Source organism: Ramlibacter henchirensis, from assembly GCF_004682015.1.
In the GTDB taxonomy this organism is placed as follows: Bacteria; Pseudomonadota; Gammaproteobacteria; order Burkholderiales; family Burkholderiaceae_C; genus Ramlibacter; species Ramlibacter henchirensis.
In genome coordinates, this window is record NZ_SMLM01000001.1 from 1,904,021 (window position 1) to 1,919,119 (window position 15,099).

At 65.4% G+C, this 15,099-nt stretch carries 11 protein-coding genes; all 11 read left to right on the forward strand.

Features of this window, described 5'->3' with window-relative positions:
- Positions 1 to 151 precede the first annotated feature (151 nt).
- The 11 genes from sucC (at position 152) to EZ313_RS09485 (ending at position 15,097) form a co-directional block, all read left to right on the forward strand.
- Positions 152 to 1,315: an ADP-forming succinate--CoA ligase subunit beta gene (sucC, locus tag EZ313_RS09435; protein ID WP_135262912.1), complete on the forward strand. Its 1,164-nt coding sequence runs from the start codon at positions 152 to 154 to the stop codon at positions 1,313 to 1,315.
- An 11-nt stretch (positions 1,316 to 1,326) separates the two neighbouring features.
- On the forward strand, positions 1,327 to 2,220 hold the full coding sequence (sucD, locus tag EZ313_RS09440; protein ID WP_135262913.1) for a succinate--CoA ligase subunit alpha: 894 nt from the start codon (positions 1,327 to 1,329) through the stop codon (positions 2,218 to 2,220).
- A gap of 230 nt (positions 2,221 to 2,450) precedes the next feature.
- Complete coding sequence (locus tag EZ313_RS09445) at positions 2,451 to 5,177, forward strand: CHASE2 domain-containing serine/threonine-protein kinase (RefSeq protein ID WP_135262914.1); 2,727 nt, start codon at positions 2,451 to 2,453, stop codon at positions 5,175 to 5,177.
- A gap of 10 nt (positions 5,178 to 5,187) precedes the next feature.
- Positions 5,188 to 5,973: a Stp1/IreP family PP2C-type Ser/Thr phosphatase gene (locus tag EZ313_RS09450; RefSeq protein WP_135262915.1), complete on the forward strand. Its 786-nt coding sequence runs from the start codon at positions 5,188 to 5,190 to the stop codon at positions 5,971 to 5,973.
- A 47-nt stretch (positions 5,974 to 6,020) separates the two neighbouring features.
- Entirely contained in the window at positions 6,021 to 6,665 is a 645-nt protein-coding gene (locus tag EZ313_RS09455) for an FHA domain-containing protein (protein WP_135262916.1), read from the forward strand.
- A 46-nt stretch (positions 6,666 to 6,711) separates the two neighbouring features.
- Complete coding sequence (locus tag EZ313_RS09460) at positions 6,712 to 8,961, forward strand: CHASE2 domain-containing protein (protein WP_135262917.1); 2,250 nt, start codon at positions 6,712 to 6,714, stop codon at positions 8,959 to 8,961.
- Positions 8,962 to 9,045: 84 nt separating this feature from the next.
- Positions 9,046 to 9,837 (forward strand): 3',5'-cyclic-nucleotide phosphodiesterase, encoded by a 792-nt coding sequence (locus tag EZ313_RS09465; RefSeq protein WP_135262918.1) that lies wholly within the window; start codon positions 9,046 to 9,048, stop codon positions 9,835 to 9,837.
- Positions 9,838 to 9,873: 36 nt separating this feature from the next.
- Positions 9,874 to 12,276, forward strand: a complete 2,403-nt coding sequence (locus EZ313_RS09470) for a GspE/PulE family protein (RefSeq protein ID WP_135262919.1) — start codon at positions 9,874 to 9,876, stop codon at positions 12,274 to 12,276.
- Positions 12,277 to 12,415: 139 nt separating this feature from the next.
- Entirely contained in the window at positions 12,416 to 12,922 is a 507-nt protein-coding gene (locus EZ313_RS09475; RefSeq protein ID WP_135262920.1) for a pilin, read from the forward strand.
- A 118-nt stretch (positions 12,923 to 13,040) separates the two neighbouring features.
- Positions 13,041 to 14,258, forward strand: a complete 1,218-nt coding sequence (locus tag EZ313_RS09480; protein ID WP_240788575.1) for a glycosyltransferase family 2 protein — start codon at positions 13,041 to 13,043, stop codon at positions 14,256 to 14,258.
- 17 nt (positions 14,259 to 14,275) lie between these two features.
- A complete protein-coding gene (locus EZ313_RS09485; protein WP_135262921.1) occupies positions 14,276 to 15,097 on the forward strand; it encodes a hypothetical protein in 822 nt (273 codons plus the stop codon).
- Positions 15,098 to 15,099: the final 2 nt, after the last annotated feature.

Here is a 15,099-nt window from a genome sequence, read left to right on the forward strand (position 1 = left end):
GTTTTTCCTGTTGACCAACGCCGCCCAGCACAGGCTGGACGTCAGATTTGTGCAATGCACCATGATACAGTTCGCGGCTGCACTGCGCAGGCGCAACGCCGTTGCGGCGCCCCGCACCTGGCCCCGTCCACGACCCCTCGAAATACATCCCATGAAGATCCACGAGTACCAAGGCAAGGAGATCTTGCGCAGCTTCGGCGTGCCCGTGCCGCGCGGCGTCGCGGCGTTCACGGTCCAGGAGGCGGTCGAGGCCGCGCAGAAGCTCGGGGGGCCCGTCTGGGTGGTCAAGGCCCAGATCCACGCCGGCGGACGCGGCAAGGGCGGCGGCGTGAAGGTGGCCAAGTCGATCGACGACGTGAAGAAGCTCGCCGGTCAGATCCTGGGCATGCAGCTCAAGACGCACCAGACCGGCCCGGAAGGCCAGAAGGTGCGGCGCCTGTACATCGAGGACGGCGCGGACATCCAGAAGGAGTACTACGTCTCCGTCGTGACCGACCGCGGCACGCAGAAGGTCGCCTTCATCGCGTCGAGCGAAGGCGGCATGGACATCGAGGAAGTGGCGCACAGCACGCCCGAGAAGATCAAGAAGGTGTTCGTCGACCCGCTCAAGGGGCTGACGGATGCGCAGGCCAAGGAGATCGCCGACGGCATCGGCATCCCCTCGGGGTCGACCGCGCAAGCCGCCGACGTGCTCAAGAAGCTCTACAAGTGCTACATGGACACCGACGCTTCGCTGGTGGAGATCAACCCGCTCAATCGCGACGGCAAGGGCAACATCATCGCGCTGGATGCGAAGTTCAACTTCGATTCCAACGCGCTGTTCCGGCATCCGGAGATCGTGGCCCTGCGCGACCTCGATGAAGAGGACGCGGCGGAGATCGAGGCTTCGAAGTTCGACCTGGCCTACATCAGCCTGGACGGCAACATCGGCTGCCTGGTCAACGGGGCGGGCCTGGCGATGGCCACCATGGACACCATCAAGCTGTTCGGCGCCGAGCCGGCCAACTTCCTCGACGTCGGCGGCGGCGCCACGCCGGAGAAGGTGACCGAGGCCTTCAAGATCATGCTGAAGAACCCCAAGGTCAAGGCGATCCTGGTGAACATCTTCGGCGGGATCATGCGCTGCGACACCATCGCCACCGGCATCATCACCGCCTGCAAGGCGGTCAACCTGAACGTGCCGCTGGTGGTGCGCATGAAGGGCACCAACGAGGAGCTGGGCAAGAAGATGCTGGCCGAGTCGGGCCTGCCCATCATCAGCGCGGACACGATGGCGGAAGCCGCACAGAAGGTCGTCGCAGCGGTCAAGGGCTGATAGGAAAAGACATGTCGATCTACATCAACAAGGACACGAAGGTCATCACCCAGGGCATCACGGGCAAGACCGGCCAGTTCCACACCGAGAAGTGCCAGGAATACGCGAACGGCAAGAACTGCTTCGTGGCGGGCGTGAACCCGAAGAAGGCCGGCGAGAAGATCTTCAACATCCCGATCTACGCGTCGGTGAAGGAGGCCAAGGCGCAGACCGGCGCGACGGTGTCCGTCATCTACGTGCCGCCCGCGGGCGCCGCAGCCGCGATCTGGGAAGCCGTGGAAGCCGACCTCGATCTGGCCATCTGCATCACCGAGGGCATCCCGGTGCGCGACATGCTCGAAGTGCGCAACCGGATGAAGGCCAAGGAGGCGGCCGGCGGCAAGAAGACGCTGCTGCTGGGGCCCAACTGCCCGGGCCTGATCACGCCCGACGAGATCAAGATCGGCATCATGCCGGGCCACATCCACAAGAAGGGCCGCGTGGGCGTGGTGTCGCGCTCCGGCACGCTGACCTATGAAGCCGTGGCGCAGCTCACGGAACTGGGCATCGGGCAATCCAGCGCTGTCGGCATCGGAGGCGATCCGATCAACGGCCTCAAGCACCTGGATGTGATGAAGGCCTTCAACGACGACCCCGAAACCGACGCCGTGATCATGATCGGCGAGATCGGCGGTCCCGACGAAGCCGACGCGGCGCGCTGGTGCAAGGACAACATGAAGAAGCCGGTCGTGGGCTTCATCGCCGGCGTGACCGCCCCGCCCGGCAAGCGCATGGGGCATGCCGGCGCGCTGATCTCCGGCGGCGCCGACACGGCCGACGCGAAGCTGGCGATCATGGAGGAGTGCGGCTTCAGGGTGACGCGCAACCCCTCCGAGATGGGCAAGCTGCTGAAGTCGCTGCTCTGACCCGCAACTGACCCGGACGAAAGCCGACGCCAACCGCGTCGGCTTTTTTCATGGCGAAGCCGGGCACTGACGCGTCCGCGCAAATCTGCAACGAAACGTAGAAAAGCCGTCGTGTATTGCCTTGTCCGGCTGTAGGGGCTCTGTTAACGTCGAGTTCGACCCGCCCCAACAGAGGAGCGGGCGAGGAAGCTGTCCCTTGGGGCAGTGTCACCAGAGGGCAAGGGGCAGAAGTGAGCACATCTTCATCGGCAAGGCGCCGCCAGTTCTGGCGCACCGATTGGTTTGTCGGCGCCGCCATCGTTGCCGCCGTGTTCGTGCTCTGGAAGTCCACGGACCTGTTCGAGTCGTTGGAGCGGCGCTTCTACGACACGGCCAGCACCCAGAGCCCCCGCAAGCCCTCCGACCGCATCGCGGTCATCGCCATCGACGACCAGAGCATCGCCAACATCGGCCGCTGGCCCTGGCCGCGCGACGTGCACGCCGAGCTGATCGACAAGCTGGCCGCGGCGAAGGCCAAGACCATCGCCTACAACGCCTTCTTCTTCGAGCCGCAGACCGATCGCGGGCTGGCGTTCATCCGCAAGATCAAGGAAGCACTTGGCGCCAGCCCCGAAGGCAACGAGGCGGTCGCCAAGGTTTTGGCCGACGCCGAGCAGTCGCTGGATGCCGACGGCAAGCTCGCCGCGAGCCTGGCCAACGCGGGCAACGTGCTGGTGCCTTCGGTGTACGTGTTCGGCGAACCGCTGGGCCGGCCCGATCGCGAGCTGCCGGCCGCGGTGGCGAAGAACACGGTGGACGAGCGCCAGGGCCTCGCCCTTCCCGTCGTTCGCGGTCAGTATCCGCTGGAGTCGATCGGCAATGCAGCCGCCGGCATCGGACACCTGAACGTCACCAACGATCCCGACGGCGCCGTGCGCAGCGAGCCGCTGCTGGTCAACTACTACGGCCGGGGCGTGCCCTCGATGGCTTTGCTGGCCGCCGCCAGGAGCCTGAACCTCGGGCCCGCCGACATCCGCTCGGTGCCGGAAGGCGTGCAGCTGGGCAAGCTGCAGATCCATACCGACGAAGCCGGCCGCATCCTGCCGCTGTTCTACCGGGCCCGCGACGGCAAGCCGGCCTTCCAGGAGGACTCGTTCTACGACGTGCTGAGCGGGAAGATCCCTGCGGCCAAGTACGCGGACAAGATCGTCCTGATCGGCCCCACGGCGCAGGGCGTGGGTACGAGCTTCCCGGTTCCGGGCTACGCCGCCCTCAGCCCGGCGGAGATGATGGCCCATGTGGTGTCAAACATCCTCGGCGAGCACTTCATCGTGGAGCCCGCGTGGGGCGATCTGGCCGCGTTCGGGGCATTCCTCGTCGTGGCGGGCTACCTGATCGCGGTGCTGCCGCGCCTTTCGGCCGGTGCGGGCGCTGCGGCGACGGGGGTGCTGCTGCTGGCGCTGCTGGTCAGCGAATACGTCCTGCTGTCTTCGGCCGCGACCTGGGTGCGCCTGGTGCTGCCGGCCGTGCTGCTCGCGATCGGCCACGCGGCGCTCACCACCAAGCGCTTCCTGCTCACCGAGGCGGGCAAGGTGCGGGCCGACGAGGAATCGGCCGAGACCAATCGCATGATGGGCCTGGCGCTGCAAGGCCAGGGCCAGCTGGACATGGCGTTCGACCGTTTCCGCCGCGTGCCGCTGGGCGATGCGCTGATGGACAACCTGTACAACCTGGCGCTGGACTTCGAACGCAAGCGCCAGTTCAACAAGGCGCAGGCGGTCTACGAATATATGGCGACCTACGACAAGGGTTACCGCGACCTGCAGGCCAAGCTCAATCGCGCCCGAAACCTGTCCGAGACCGTCATCCTGGGTGGGACCAGCGGTCATCCCGGCGGCACGATGCTGCTGGACGGCGGCGCGGTGGAAAAGCCGATGCTCGGCCGCTACCAAATCGACAAGGAGCTGGGCAAGGGTGCCATGGGCGTGGTCTACATGGGCAAGGACCCGAAGATCGGCCGCGTGGTCGCCATCAAGACGATGGCCTTGTCGCAGGAGTTCGAGGGCGAGGAACTCGCCGACGCGCGCGAGCGCTTCTTCCGCGAGGCCGAGACGGCCGGCCGCCTGCAGCACCAGAACATCGTCACCATCTTCGACGCCGGCGAGGAGCACGATCTCGCCTACATCGCGATGGAGTTCCTGCGCGGCAAGGACCTCTCGGACTTCTGCAAGGCCGGCCAGCTCCTGCCGGTGCCGCGCGTGCTGTCCATCGTTGCCCGCGTGGCCGAGGCCCTGGCCTACGCCCACCGGCAAAACGTGGTCCACCGCGACATCAAGCCCGCCAACGTCATGTACGAGCTGGACTCGGACACCGTCAAGGTCACCGACTTCGGCATCGCGCGCATCACCGACTCGAGCAAGACCAAGACCGGCCTGGTGCTCGGCACGCCCAGCTTCATGTCGCCCGAGCAGATCGCCGGCCGGAAGGTGGACGGCCGCTCGGACCTGTACTCGCTCGGCGTGATGCTGTTCCAGATGCTCACCGGCGTGCTGCCGTTCCGCGGCGAGTCGATGGCCGAGCTGATGTTCAAGATCGCCAACGAAGACGTGCCCGACATCCGTGTGATCCGCCCCGACCTTCCCGCGGCGATCGCCGAGCTCGTGGTGCGGGCGCTTGCCAAGAAGCCCGAGGCGCGTTTCCAGGACGGCGAACATTTCGCGGCCGACCTGCGTGCTGCCATGGCCCAGCTCTCCGGCAGCCCGGCGACATCCGCCGACGGGACGGAGAAGACCGTGGCCATCTCCCTGGCCGACGCTGCCCGAGCGCAGGCCGCGGCCGAGGAGACGCTGGTTCTGGCCGCCTCGCGCCCCGGATATGATGCGGCGCGCCCGTCGCCGGGCGGCGGGGCCGCTGAAGCATTCGCGAAGACCGCAGTGTTCAACAAGCCTGATGCCCCCGGGTCCGATCCGCAGGCATGACCGGCCAGCTATGAATTACGAGTTCTGCATCCGTACCGATCCCGGTCTCGCCCGCGAGAACAACGAGGATTCCGTCACTGTGGACGAGCCCACCCGGCTGGCCATCCTGGCCGACGGCATGGGCGGCTACAACGCCGGCGAGATCGCCAGCGGAATGGCCACCACCTTCATCAAGTCCGAGCTGGGCCGCTGGCTGTCGCAGGCCGGCCGCCATGCCAATGCCAAGGAAGTGCGCCGGGCGATGGAGATTTGCGTGGACAACGCCAACCGCTCCATCTTCAACGCGGCCAATTCCAATCCGCAGTATTCCGGCATGGGCACCACGCTGGTGGTGGGCGTGTTCCAGGACGGCCGCTTGCTGCTGGGGCACATTGGCGACTCCCGCTGCTACCGCATGCGCGGCAGCGAGCTGGCGCAGATCACCAAGGACCACTCCCTTCTGCAGGAGCAGATGGATGCCGGCCTGATCACGCCCGAGCAGGCCGCGGTCTCCACCAACAAGAACCTGGTCACCCGCGCGCTCGGTGTGGAAGACGCCGTGCTGCTCGACGTGAACGAGCACCGGGTCGAGCCGGGCGACATCTATCTCATGTGCTCGGACGGTCTTTCGGACATGGTCGACGACGAGGGCATCAGCCGCATCCTGGCGGGCGAAGCGCCGCTGGAGGTGAAGGTGGTGCAGCTGGTCGACGCCGCGAATGCGAACGGCGGCCGGGACAATATCTCGGTGCTGCTGGCCCAGGCAGACGCCGGGACGAAAAAAAAGGGCTTGATCTCCCGATTGCTGGGAAAATAGCTCGTCAGTAGCGAAATTCCCGAAGAGATCTGGAAGAGGAGTGGGCCATGCCGAAAATGATCGTTTCGATCGACGGTGTCGTCATCAAGGAAGTGCAGTTGACGAAGGATCGCACGACGCTGGGCCGCCGTCCTTACAACGACATCGTCATCGACAACCTCGCCGTCAGCGGCGAGCACGCAGTTCTGCAGATGTCCGGCAGTGAGGTCCACCTCGAGGACCTGAACAGCACCAACGGGACTTACATCAACGGCAAGGCCGTCAAGAAGCAGTTGTTGCAGAACAACGACACGGTCGAGATCGGCAAGTACAAGATCAAGTACATCAACGAAGTCCCCGGGGCCACCTTCGACAAGACGGTGATCATGAAGCCGGGGATGATGCCTCCGGCCGCCCAGGGTGCGGGCGCGGCGGGCGGCGAGGTCGCCGACGTCAAGGGCGCGATCAAGGTTCTCTCGGGCGCCGCGGCGGGCCGTGAGGTGCCGCTGGTGAAGGTCGTCACGACCATCGGCAAGCCGGGCGTTGCCGTCGCCGCGATCACCAAGCGTCCGCAGGGCTTCGTGGTCGCTCACGTGGAGGGCGGCAACAAGCCCACCCTGAACGGCACCGCGATTGGCCAGGAGCCGGTCACGCTCAAGAACGGCGACCTGCTGGAACTCGCCGGCACCCAGATGCAGTTCGTGCAGGGCTGACGCCCGCGCGGCGCTCCCGACGCGACGTCAGCGAGGTCCGGGCTGGATGGGCACGTTCGCCAGGCACTGGACCCGCATCGCGGTCACCCTCATTCCGCTCGTCATCGCGCTGCTGCACGCCAGCGGCGCGATGCCTCTGGGCTTCCTGCAGCGGTTCGATGAATTCCTGTACGACGCGCGGCTGCGCGCCACGATGCCCAAGACGATGGACGAACGCATCGTCATCGTCGACATCGACGAGAAGAGCCTGGCGGAGATCGGCCGCTGGCCGTGGGGTCGCAACCGCATGGCGCAGCTCACGGACGAACTGTTCGACCGGCAGCAGGTCGCGGTCGTCGGTTTCGACGTGGTGTTCGCGGAGCCGGATGACAGCTCGGGCCTCAAGCGCCTGCGGCAGCTCGCCGAATCCGAACTGAAGGACCAGCCCGGGTTCGCCGCCCGCGTCGACCAGCTCGCGCCCGGCCTCGACTACGACGCGGCGTTCGCGCGGTCGCTGCGTAAGCGCCCGGTGGTCCTGGGCTACTACTTCAGCAGCGACCGGGGCGGCGGCAGGACCGGCGTGCTGCCCGCGCCCGTGATCCGCCGGCAGGACCTTAATGGACATCCGATCCGCCTGACCAGCTGGAACGGCTACGCAGCCAACATCGAGCAGATCGCAATGGCGGCGCCCGCGGCCGGCTTCTTCAACCCGATCGTTGACGGCGACGGAGTCGTGCGCTCGGTGCCGCTGATCGCCGGATACGAGGACGGCTACTACGAATCTCTGTCGCTCGCGATGTTCCGGCTGCTGCTCGGGGCGCCCGCCGTCGAGCCGGGGTATGCGCGTGACCGCTTCTTTTCTCGCAGCTATCAGGGGCTGGAGAGCGTGGTGCTTCGCCTGGGTCAGAAGTCGCTGGGCATTCCGGTCGACAACCGCGTCGCGGCTCTCGTGCCTTTTCGCGGTCCCGGCGGCGCGCAAGGCGGCTCGTTTCGCTACGTCTCCGCTTCGGACCTGGTCGTGCAACGCCTTCCGGCCGGCAGCCTGAAAGGCAAGATCATCCTGGTCGGCACCACCGCCCCCGGCCTGCAGGACCTGAGATCCACGCCGATGGGGGAGACCTATCCCGGCGTGGAAACGCACGCCAACATGATCTCGGGCCTCCTGGACGGTCGCTTAATGGTCAAGCCGGACTACGCCGTGGGCTATGACGTCGTGGTCCTGTTCATTGCGGGCGTCGCCTTGGCTCTCGCGTTGCCCTTGATCTCCGCGCCGAAGGCGGTGCTCGTCAGCCTCGGCGTGCTGGCGGCGGTGGTGGGCCTGAACTTCTGGCTGTTCCTGGGCGTGGGGCTGGTGCTCCCGATGGCGGCAGCGCTGGCGTTGATCCTGACCGCTTTCGGGCTGAACATGAGCTACGGCTATTTCATCGAGAGCCGCTCCAAGCGCGAACTGGCCAACCTGTTCGGCACCTACGTCCCGCCCGAACTGGTGGACGAGATGGTCAAGGCCCCGGACAACTACACCATGCAGGCCGTCAACAAGGAGCTGACGGTGATGTTCTGCGACATGCGGGGCTTCACCAAGATGTCCGAAAGGATGGAGCCGGTGCAGCTGCAGGAGCTGCTCAACGCCGTCTTCAACCGGCTGAGCGACATCATCCGCTCCCACCGCGGCACCATCGACAAGTACATGGGCGACTGCGTCATGGCGTTCTGGGGCGCACCGGTGGATACAGCCGAACACGCGCACCTGGCCGTGCAGAGCGCAATGGAAATGGTGCAGGCGGTGCGTCTGATCAACGACGAGCACCGCGAGAAAGGGCTGCCCGACATCGGCGTGGGCATCGGCTTGAACACCGGGATGATGTGCGTGGGCGACATGGGCTCCCAGGTGCGCCGCAGCTACACGGTGATCGGCGACGCGGTCAACCTGGGCGCCCGCCTCGAAGGGTTGTCCAAGACGTACGGGGTGGACATCGTGGTGAGCGAATCCACCCGCAAGCTGGCCCCCGCTTGCGCCTGGCAGGAGCTGGACCGGGTCCGCGTGAAGGGCAAGGAGCAGTCGGTGGCGATCTTCTGGCCGGTGGCCCCGGCCGACGCCCTCGAGCCCGCGCAGTCGCAGGAACTCAAGACCTGGGCCGCTTTCCTGAAGGCGTATCGCGCGCAGGACTGGGAGCAGTGCGACTTGCTGCTCCTGAACCTGCTGCGCATGAATCCCAAAAAATACCTTTACGAGCTCTACAGCGAGCGTGTAGCCTCGATGAAGCTGCTGCCGTTCGATCCCGAGTGGGACGGCGCCACCAACTTCGAGAACAAATGAGGACAGCCAGCTCCCGCCACGCCCGCCCTCTCCCGCCGCTGCCGCCGGCGGCCCGCCCCGGCCCCGGCCGGCGGGAGAGCTGACATGCGGGTGCGGGTGCTGGGCTGCTCGGGCGCCATCGCCAAGGGCTGCCGCACCACTTCGTTCCTAGTCGGCGGCGACGTGCTGGTCGACGCCGGCACCGGCGTCGGGGATCTCACGCTGGAGGAGATGGCCGGCATCCAGCACGTGCTGCTGACGCATTCGCACCTGGATCACATCGCGGCGCTGCCGCTGATGATCGATTCCGTCGCATCGCAGCTGACCCGCCCCATCTGCGTGTACGCGCTGCCCGGCACCATCAGCGCCATCAAGGCGCATGTCTTCAACAACGTCATCTGGCCCGACTTCAGCCGCATCCCCTCGCCAGAAAAGCCGTTCGTGACGCTGCACGAAATCCAGGTCGGGCAGGTGCTGGAGATCGGCGGCAAGCGCATCGAGGTCCTGCCCGCAGTACACACGGTCCCAGCCGTCGGGTACGCCATCTCCGCGCGCGGAGGAAATTGGGTGTTCACCGGCGACACGGAGCGCAACCCCGCTTTCTGGCGTCGCCTCAATGCCATGAACGTCGCGGCCCTGGTGATCGAGACGGCCTTCAGCAACCGCGAGAAGGATCTCGCGCGGCGCAGCCTGCACCTGTCCCCGCTTGCCCTGGCCGAGGAACTGGACTGCATCGAGAAAGGCAAGTCCTTCCCGATCTTCATCACGCATACGAAACCGGCCGAGACCGACCTGATCATGGCCGAGATCAAGCGGTTCGATCAGACGCAGCCCTTCGGGGCCGACGTTTCGCACGACATCCGCTACCTGCGTGCCGGGCAGGAGTTCGAGCTTTAGCGCATTGCCTGCCGCCAGCAGGCCCAGGAGTTCCCCATGAGTGCCGTCCTCAAGCAAGAGCGGGATTCGCAGGCTTTCTTCGATTCCCAGCAGCTGCCGCCCGAAAAGCGCGGCGTCAGTTTCGAAGCGCTGTTCTTCCGCCAGCTGCAGCTGGTGACCACCAAGATCCACGAGACGGAGAACATCGACCAGATCATGCTGGACTCGAGCCAGCACATCTGCAAGCTGTTCAACGCCGACCGGCTGACGCTGTACGCCGTCAATGAGGACCGCACGGCGATCATTTCCAAGGTCAAGACCGGCCTCAATGCCGCCAAGGACCTGAAGCTGCCGATCAGCGCGCAGAGCATCGCGGGCTACGTGGCGTTCAGCAGGGAGATGGTGAACATCGCGGACGTCTACGACGACGACGCGCTCAAGCGGATCCATCCGACCCTCAGCTTCCTGAAGGAGGTCGACAAGCGTTCCGGCTATCGCACCAAGCAGATGCTCGTGATGCCGATCCTCGACGGCGACGTGCTGCACGGCGTGCTGCAGGTGATCAACAACAAGAGCGACCTGCCGTTCAGCGAACTCGAGATCGAGGGCGCCGCGCAGTTGTGCAAGACCCTGGCCACGGCCATCCGACAGCGCATGCGGAAGGACCAGGAAGGCCTGCGGCGGCGTGTCACCAAATACGACGGCCTGCTGACCGATGGCGTGCTCACGCAGGAGGAGCTGCAGCGCTCGATCGCCAAGGCGCGCGAGGAAGGCAAGTCGGTCGAGCATGTGCTCATGGCGGATTTCCAGATCCGCCCCGCGCAGATCGGCCCGTCGCTGGCCAAGTTCTTCGGAGTGCGTTATGAGCCGTTCAACAGCGGGCGCATCCGCTCCGAGCAGCTCCAGGGCTTCCTGAAGCGGGAGTTCGTCGAGGAGCAGGGCTGGATTCCGCTGGAGGAGTCGCCCGACGGCCTGGTGATCATGTGCATGGATCCGGAAGCGGTGCGCGGGTCCCGCATCGTTCCGCAGGTCTTCTCGCGCGTTTCGCGGTTCACCTACCGCGTGACGACGCAGGCGGAGTTTGAAGAGACGCTGGCGCAGCTCTATGGCGCCGGGGCCGGGGAATCCATCGACGAACTGCTCGCCGACCTGACCGCGCCCGCCGACGACGAGGGCGAGGACGGCAGCCTGGAGTCCGCCGCCTCCGACAACGAGCTGGTCAAGTTCGTCAACAAGGTCATCATCGACGCGTACAACCAGCGCTGCTCGGACATCCACATCGAGCCGTTGCCCGGCAAGGGCAAGACGGGCATCCGCTTCCGCATCGACGGCACGCTGGTGCCTTACATCGAGGTTCCCGCGCACTTCCGACAGGCGCTCGTCACGCGCCTGAAGATCATGTGCGACCTCGACATCTCGGAGAAGCGCAAGCCGCAGGACGGCAAGATCAAGTTCAAGAAGTTCGGGCCGCTCGACATCGAGCTGCGCGTGGCGACCATTCCGTCGGCCGGCGGCGTCGAGGACGTCGTGATGCGTATCCTGGCGGCGGGCGAGCCGATTCCCCTGGAAAAGCTGGGGCTGACGGCGGTGAACAAGGAGCGCCTGGAGAAGACGGTGAGCAAGCCTTACGGGCTGTTCTACGTCTGCGGGCCGACAGGTTCGGGCAAGACGACCACCCTGCACTCCATCCTGAAGTTCCTCAACACGTCCGAAACCAAGATCTGGACGGCGGAGGACCCCGTGGAAATCACGCAGAGGGGATTGCGCCAGGTGCAGGTGAACAGGAAGGCGGGAATCGACTTCGCGCTGGTGATGCGCGCCTTCCTTCGAGCCGACCCGGACATCATCATGGTGGGCGAGTCGCGCGACAAGGAGACGGTGTCCATGGGCATCGAAGCCTCGCTCACCGGTCACCTGGTGTTCTCGACGCTGCACACCAACTCCGCACCCGAGTCCATCATCCGCCTCCTGGACATGGGGATGGACCCGTTCAACTTCGCCGATGCCCTGCTGGGTGTCCTGGCGCAGCGCCTGGCCAAGCGGCTTTGCGACTGCAAGGAGGCCTACACGCCTTCGCACGAGGAACTGCGCAGTTTCGTCTCCGAATACGCGCTGGACCTGAAGCAGACCGAGCCCTGGAAGGCAGACCCCGGAGGCGAGGCGCAAAAGCTCTACGAAGACTGGGTCGAGAGCTATGGCCATGACGGCCAGCTGAAGTTTTATCGGGCCGTCGGTTGCGAGAAGTGCAACAACACGGGCTACAAGGGCCGCGTCGGACTGCACGAACTCCTGGTTGGGGACGACGAGATCAAGAAGCTCATCCAGGAGCGGGCGCGCGTTGCCGAGCTATATGTAAGCGCTGTCGCGTCGGGAATGCGGACACTGAAGATGGATGGCATGGAAAAAATCATGATGGGACTGACAGACCTGAAACAAGTCAGGTCTGTCTGTATCAAGTAAGCTGACATTGTTGTCAGCTCATCGGGACAAAAACGCTCTTCCGCACACATCGCTGGAGCCGTTTTAATACTTAAAGACTCCAGGCCCGGCTGGCACAGCAATTGCGGAAAGACCTCGCTTCTTTCCAACGGAGGTATCCATGAAGCGTCAACTGCAAAAGGGTTTCACCCTGATCGAACTGATGATCGTTGTGGCGATCATCGGCATCCTGGCCGCGGTGGCCCTGCCTGCTTATCAGGACTACACCATCCGCGCGAAGATGTCGGAAGTGATCCTGTCTGCCTCGAGCTGCCGTACCTCGATCACGGAAGTGATCCAGTCCTCGTCCGGCACCACCAACGCCCAACTGCCCGGCGCGAACGGCTGGGGCTGCGAGCAGACCGCAACGACCGGCGTTTCTCAGTATGTTTTGAGCGTCACCACGATCGACACGCCTCACCGCGGCACCATCCAGGTGACCAGCCGCGAGATCAAGAACTCGAACGCCAACCCGCCGGCTACGGGCGGCATCGTGACCCTGGTCCCGTTCCTCGCGGATGGCACCTCGGCGCCTACGCCCCAGTCCACGGTCGGCAAGTGGGTCTGCGGCCACTCGGCCGGTACCACGGTCAACCCGAAGTTCCTGCCCGGTTCCTGCCGCGGCTAATCAGGAGAACATGACTCCCTCTGGTCTTATCTGAGGGAGTGTGGGTCAACCTGTGAACGAGCGGCCTGCGGGCCGCTCGTTTGCTTTGCAGGCTGAAAACGTTTCGCGCACGAATGCCATGACCGCTCTTCTGGACGAAGCTCTCGTCGTGTCCTCGCAAAGGTACGTTCCGCCGATGGAGCTCACGGTGCTTATGCCGTGCCTGAACGAGGCCCGCACCGTGGCGAGATGCGTTGCAGCGGCACGCCGCTTCCTCGCCGCGTCCGGCATCTCCGGAGAGGTGCTGGTAGCGGACAATGGATCCGTCGATGGCTCCCAGGAGTTGGCCCGCGAAGCCGGCGCCCGCGTGATCCACGTCCAGCGAACGGGATACGGGGCGGCCCTGCTCGCGGGCATCGCAGCAGCGCACGGCCGCTACGTGATCATGGGCGACTCGGACGACAGCTATGACTTCTCGGAGTTGCAGGCGTTCGTCGACCGGTTGCGTGGGGGTGCACAACTGGTCTTGGGCAACCGGTTTCGAGGTGGTATCGCGCCGGGAGCCATGCCGCCGCTCCACCGGTACCTGGGCAATCCCGTCCTGAGCTTTGTAGGGCGGCTCTTCTTCCGCACGGACATCGGCGACTTCCATTGCGGGCTTCGCGCGTTTCCGCGCGCCGCGATCGAGCGCCTTGGATTGGTCTCTCCGGGAATGGAATTCGCGAGCGAAATGGTGGCCAAGGCGGCGCTCGCCGGACTTCGAATCGAAGAAGTCCCCACCAGCCTCCGCCCTGACGGCCGCGACCGGCCGCCCCATCTGCGAACTTGGCGCGACGGCTGGCGGCACCTGCGCTTCCTGCTGCTGTTCTGCCCGCGCTGGCTGTTCCTCTATCCCGGCGGGGCCCTCATGCTTCTGGGGTTGGGCGGATTCGCTTTGGGTGCGACAGGGATGCATGGTCCGCTTCCGCTGGGCATCCACTCCCTTTTGTACATGGCGGCTGCCACCGTCCTCGGGGCGCAGATGATCCAGCTGGCCCTGCTCACCAAATGGGTCGGCATCATCTCCGGTGTGGTGCCGCCTCAACGCTGGCTCGCCACACTGGCACCGTACCTGAAGCTGGAAAACGGCCTCGTCGCCGGCGTGCTGCTCATTTCGCTTGGCCTCACGTGGTCTGCCTGGTTGACGTGGGATTGGGGGACCTCCGGCTTCGGAGCGCTCGACCCGACCCAAGCCATGCGTGTTGCCATTCCTGCCGTGACGCTGATGATCCTTGGAGCGCAAGTGGCAGCCGGTTCGCTGTTCGCCGGTGCTCTCAACTTCAGCTGGACTTCATCGGAGCGGGATGCCCTCGCGTGAACCGCTCGGAGTCGACATTGCTTGAACGCGCCGCGCCGGCGGCGCTGCTGCGCTGGGAAGGCGCGCTCCTGTGTCTCATCGCGTGGGCATTGCTGCTCGCCATCCCGATTTCGCTCGGAGGCACGGGGATCGGCTGGGACGCCCTGAACCACCACATCTACCTGGGATGGACCGCGGAGCAGCACCGCTTCGACGTCGATTTTCTAGGCGCCGGCTACCAGTCGTTCCAGTCGCCTTACCTGTACTGGCCGTTCTACAAGATGGCGGTCAGCGGCTGGTCCGGCCTCTCGGCGGGAGCCGTCATCGTCTCGCTGCACATGGTGGCGGTGTGGCCGCTCTGGATGCTCGCTCGCGTGTGCCTGCCCGGGACATCAGTCTTCGACCTCGCGATGCGCACCCTGGCCGTCGCACTCGGACTCATGTCCAGCGTCGTGTTGTCGGCTTTCGGTTCCAGCATCAACGACGTCCTGGCGGCGGCGCCGCTCGTCTGGGCCGTCGCGCTGGCGATGGAGCCCGCGGCCCGCAACGCCGACATTGAGCCGCAGCGGGCGCGCCGTTATGTCGCTTGGTCCGGCGTGTGCGCGGGATTGTCCGTGGCGTTGAAGCTGAGTAATGGGCCCTTGGCGGCGCTGATGCCGGGGCTCTGGCTCCTATGCGCGAGCGAGCGGCGTGGCCGAGTGGGCGCCGTCCTGATCGGGAGCGTGGCCGGCCTGGTTGGTTTCGTGCTCGGATACGGACATTGGGGCTGGCTGCTTTGGCGCCACTTCGGCAACCCGGTCTACCCCTTCCATCACCACTGGTTCGCGCCGCTCCGTGGTTGGCTGGGCTGGGCGGGCTGACG

Excerpts from the sequence above, each read along its gene's own strand:
- sucC (WP_135262912.1), top strand. The coding sequence starts at position 152 with ATGAAGATCCACGAGTACCAAGGCAAGGAGATCTTGCGCAGCTTCGGC.
- sucD (WP_135262913.1), top strand. The coding sequence starts at position 1,327 with ATGTCGATCTACATCAACAAGGACACGAAGGTCATCACCCAGGGCATC.
- EZ313_RS09450 (WP_135262915.1), top strand. The coding sequence starts at position 5,188 with ATGAATTACGAGTTCTGCATCCGTACCGATCCCGGTCTCGCCCGCGAG.
- EZ313_RS09455 (WP_135262916.1), top strand. The coding sequence starts at position 6,021 with ATGCCGAAAATGATCGTTTCGATCGACGGTGTCGTCATCAAGGAAGTG.
- EZ313_RS09460 (WP_135262917.1), top strand. The coding sequence starts at position 6,712 with ATGGGCACGTTCGCCAGGCACTGGACCCGCATCGCGGTCACCCTCATT.
- EZ313_RS09465 (WP_135262918.1), top strand. The coding sequence starts at position 9,046 with ATGCGGGTGCGGGTGCTGGGCTGCTCGGGCGCCATCGCCAAGGGCTGC.
- EZ313_RS09470 (WP_135262919.1), top strand. The coding sequence starts at position 9,874 with ATGAGTGCCGTCCTCAAGCAAGAGCGGGATTCGCAGGCTTTCTTCGAT.
- EZ313_RS09475 (WP_135262920.1), top strand. The coding sequence starts at position 12,416 with ATGAAGCGTCAACTGCAAAAGGGTTTCACCCTGATCGAACTGATGATC.
- EZ313_RS09480 (WP_240788575.1), top strand. The coding sequence starts at position 13,041 with ATGACCGCTCTTCTGGACGAAGCTCTCGTCGTGTCCTCGCAAAGGTAC.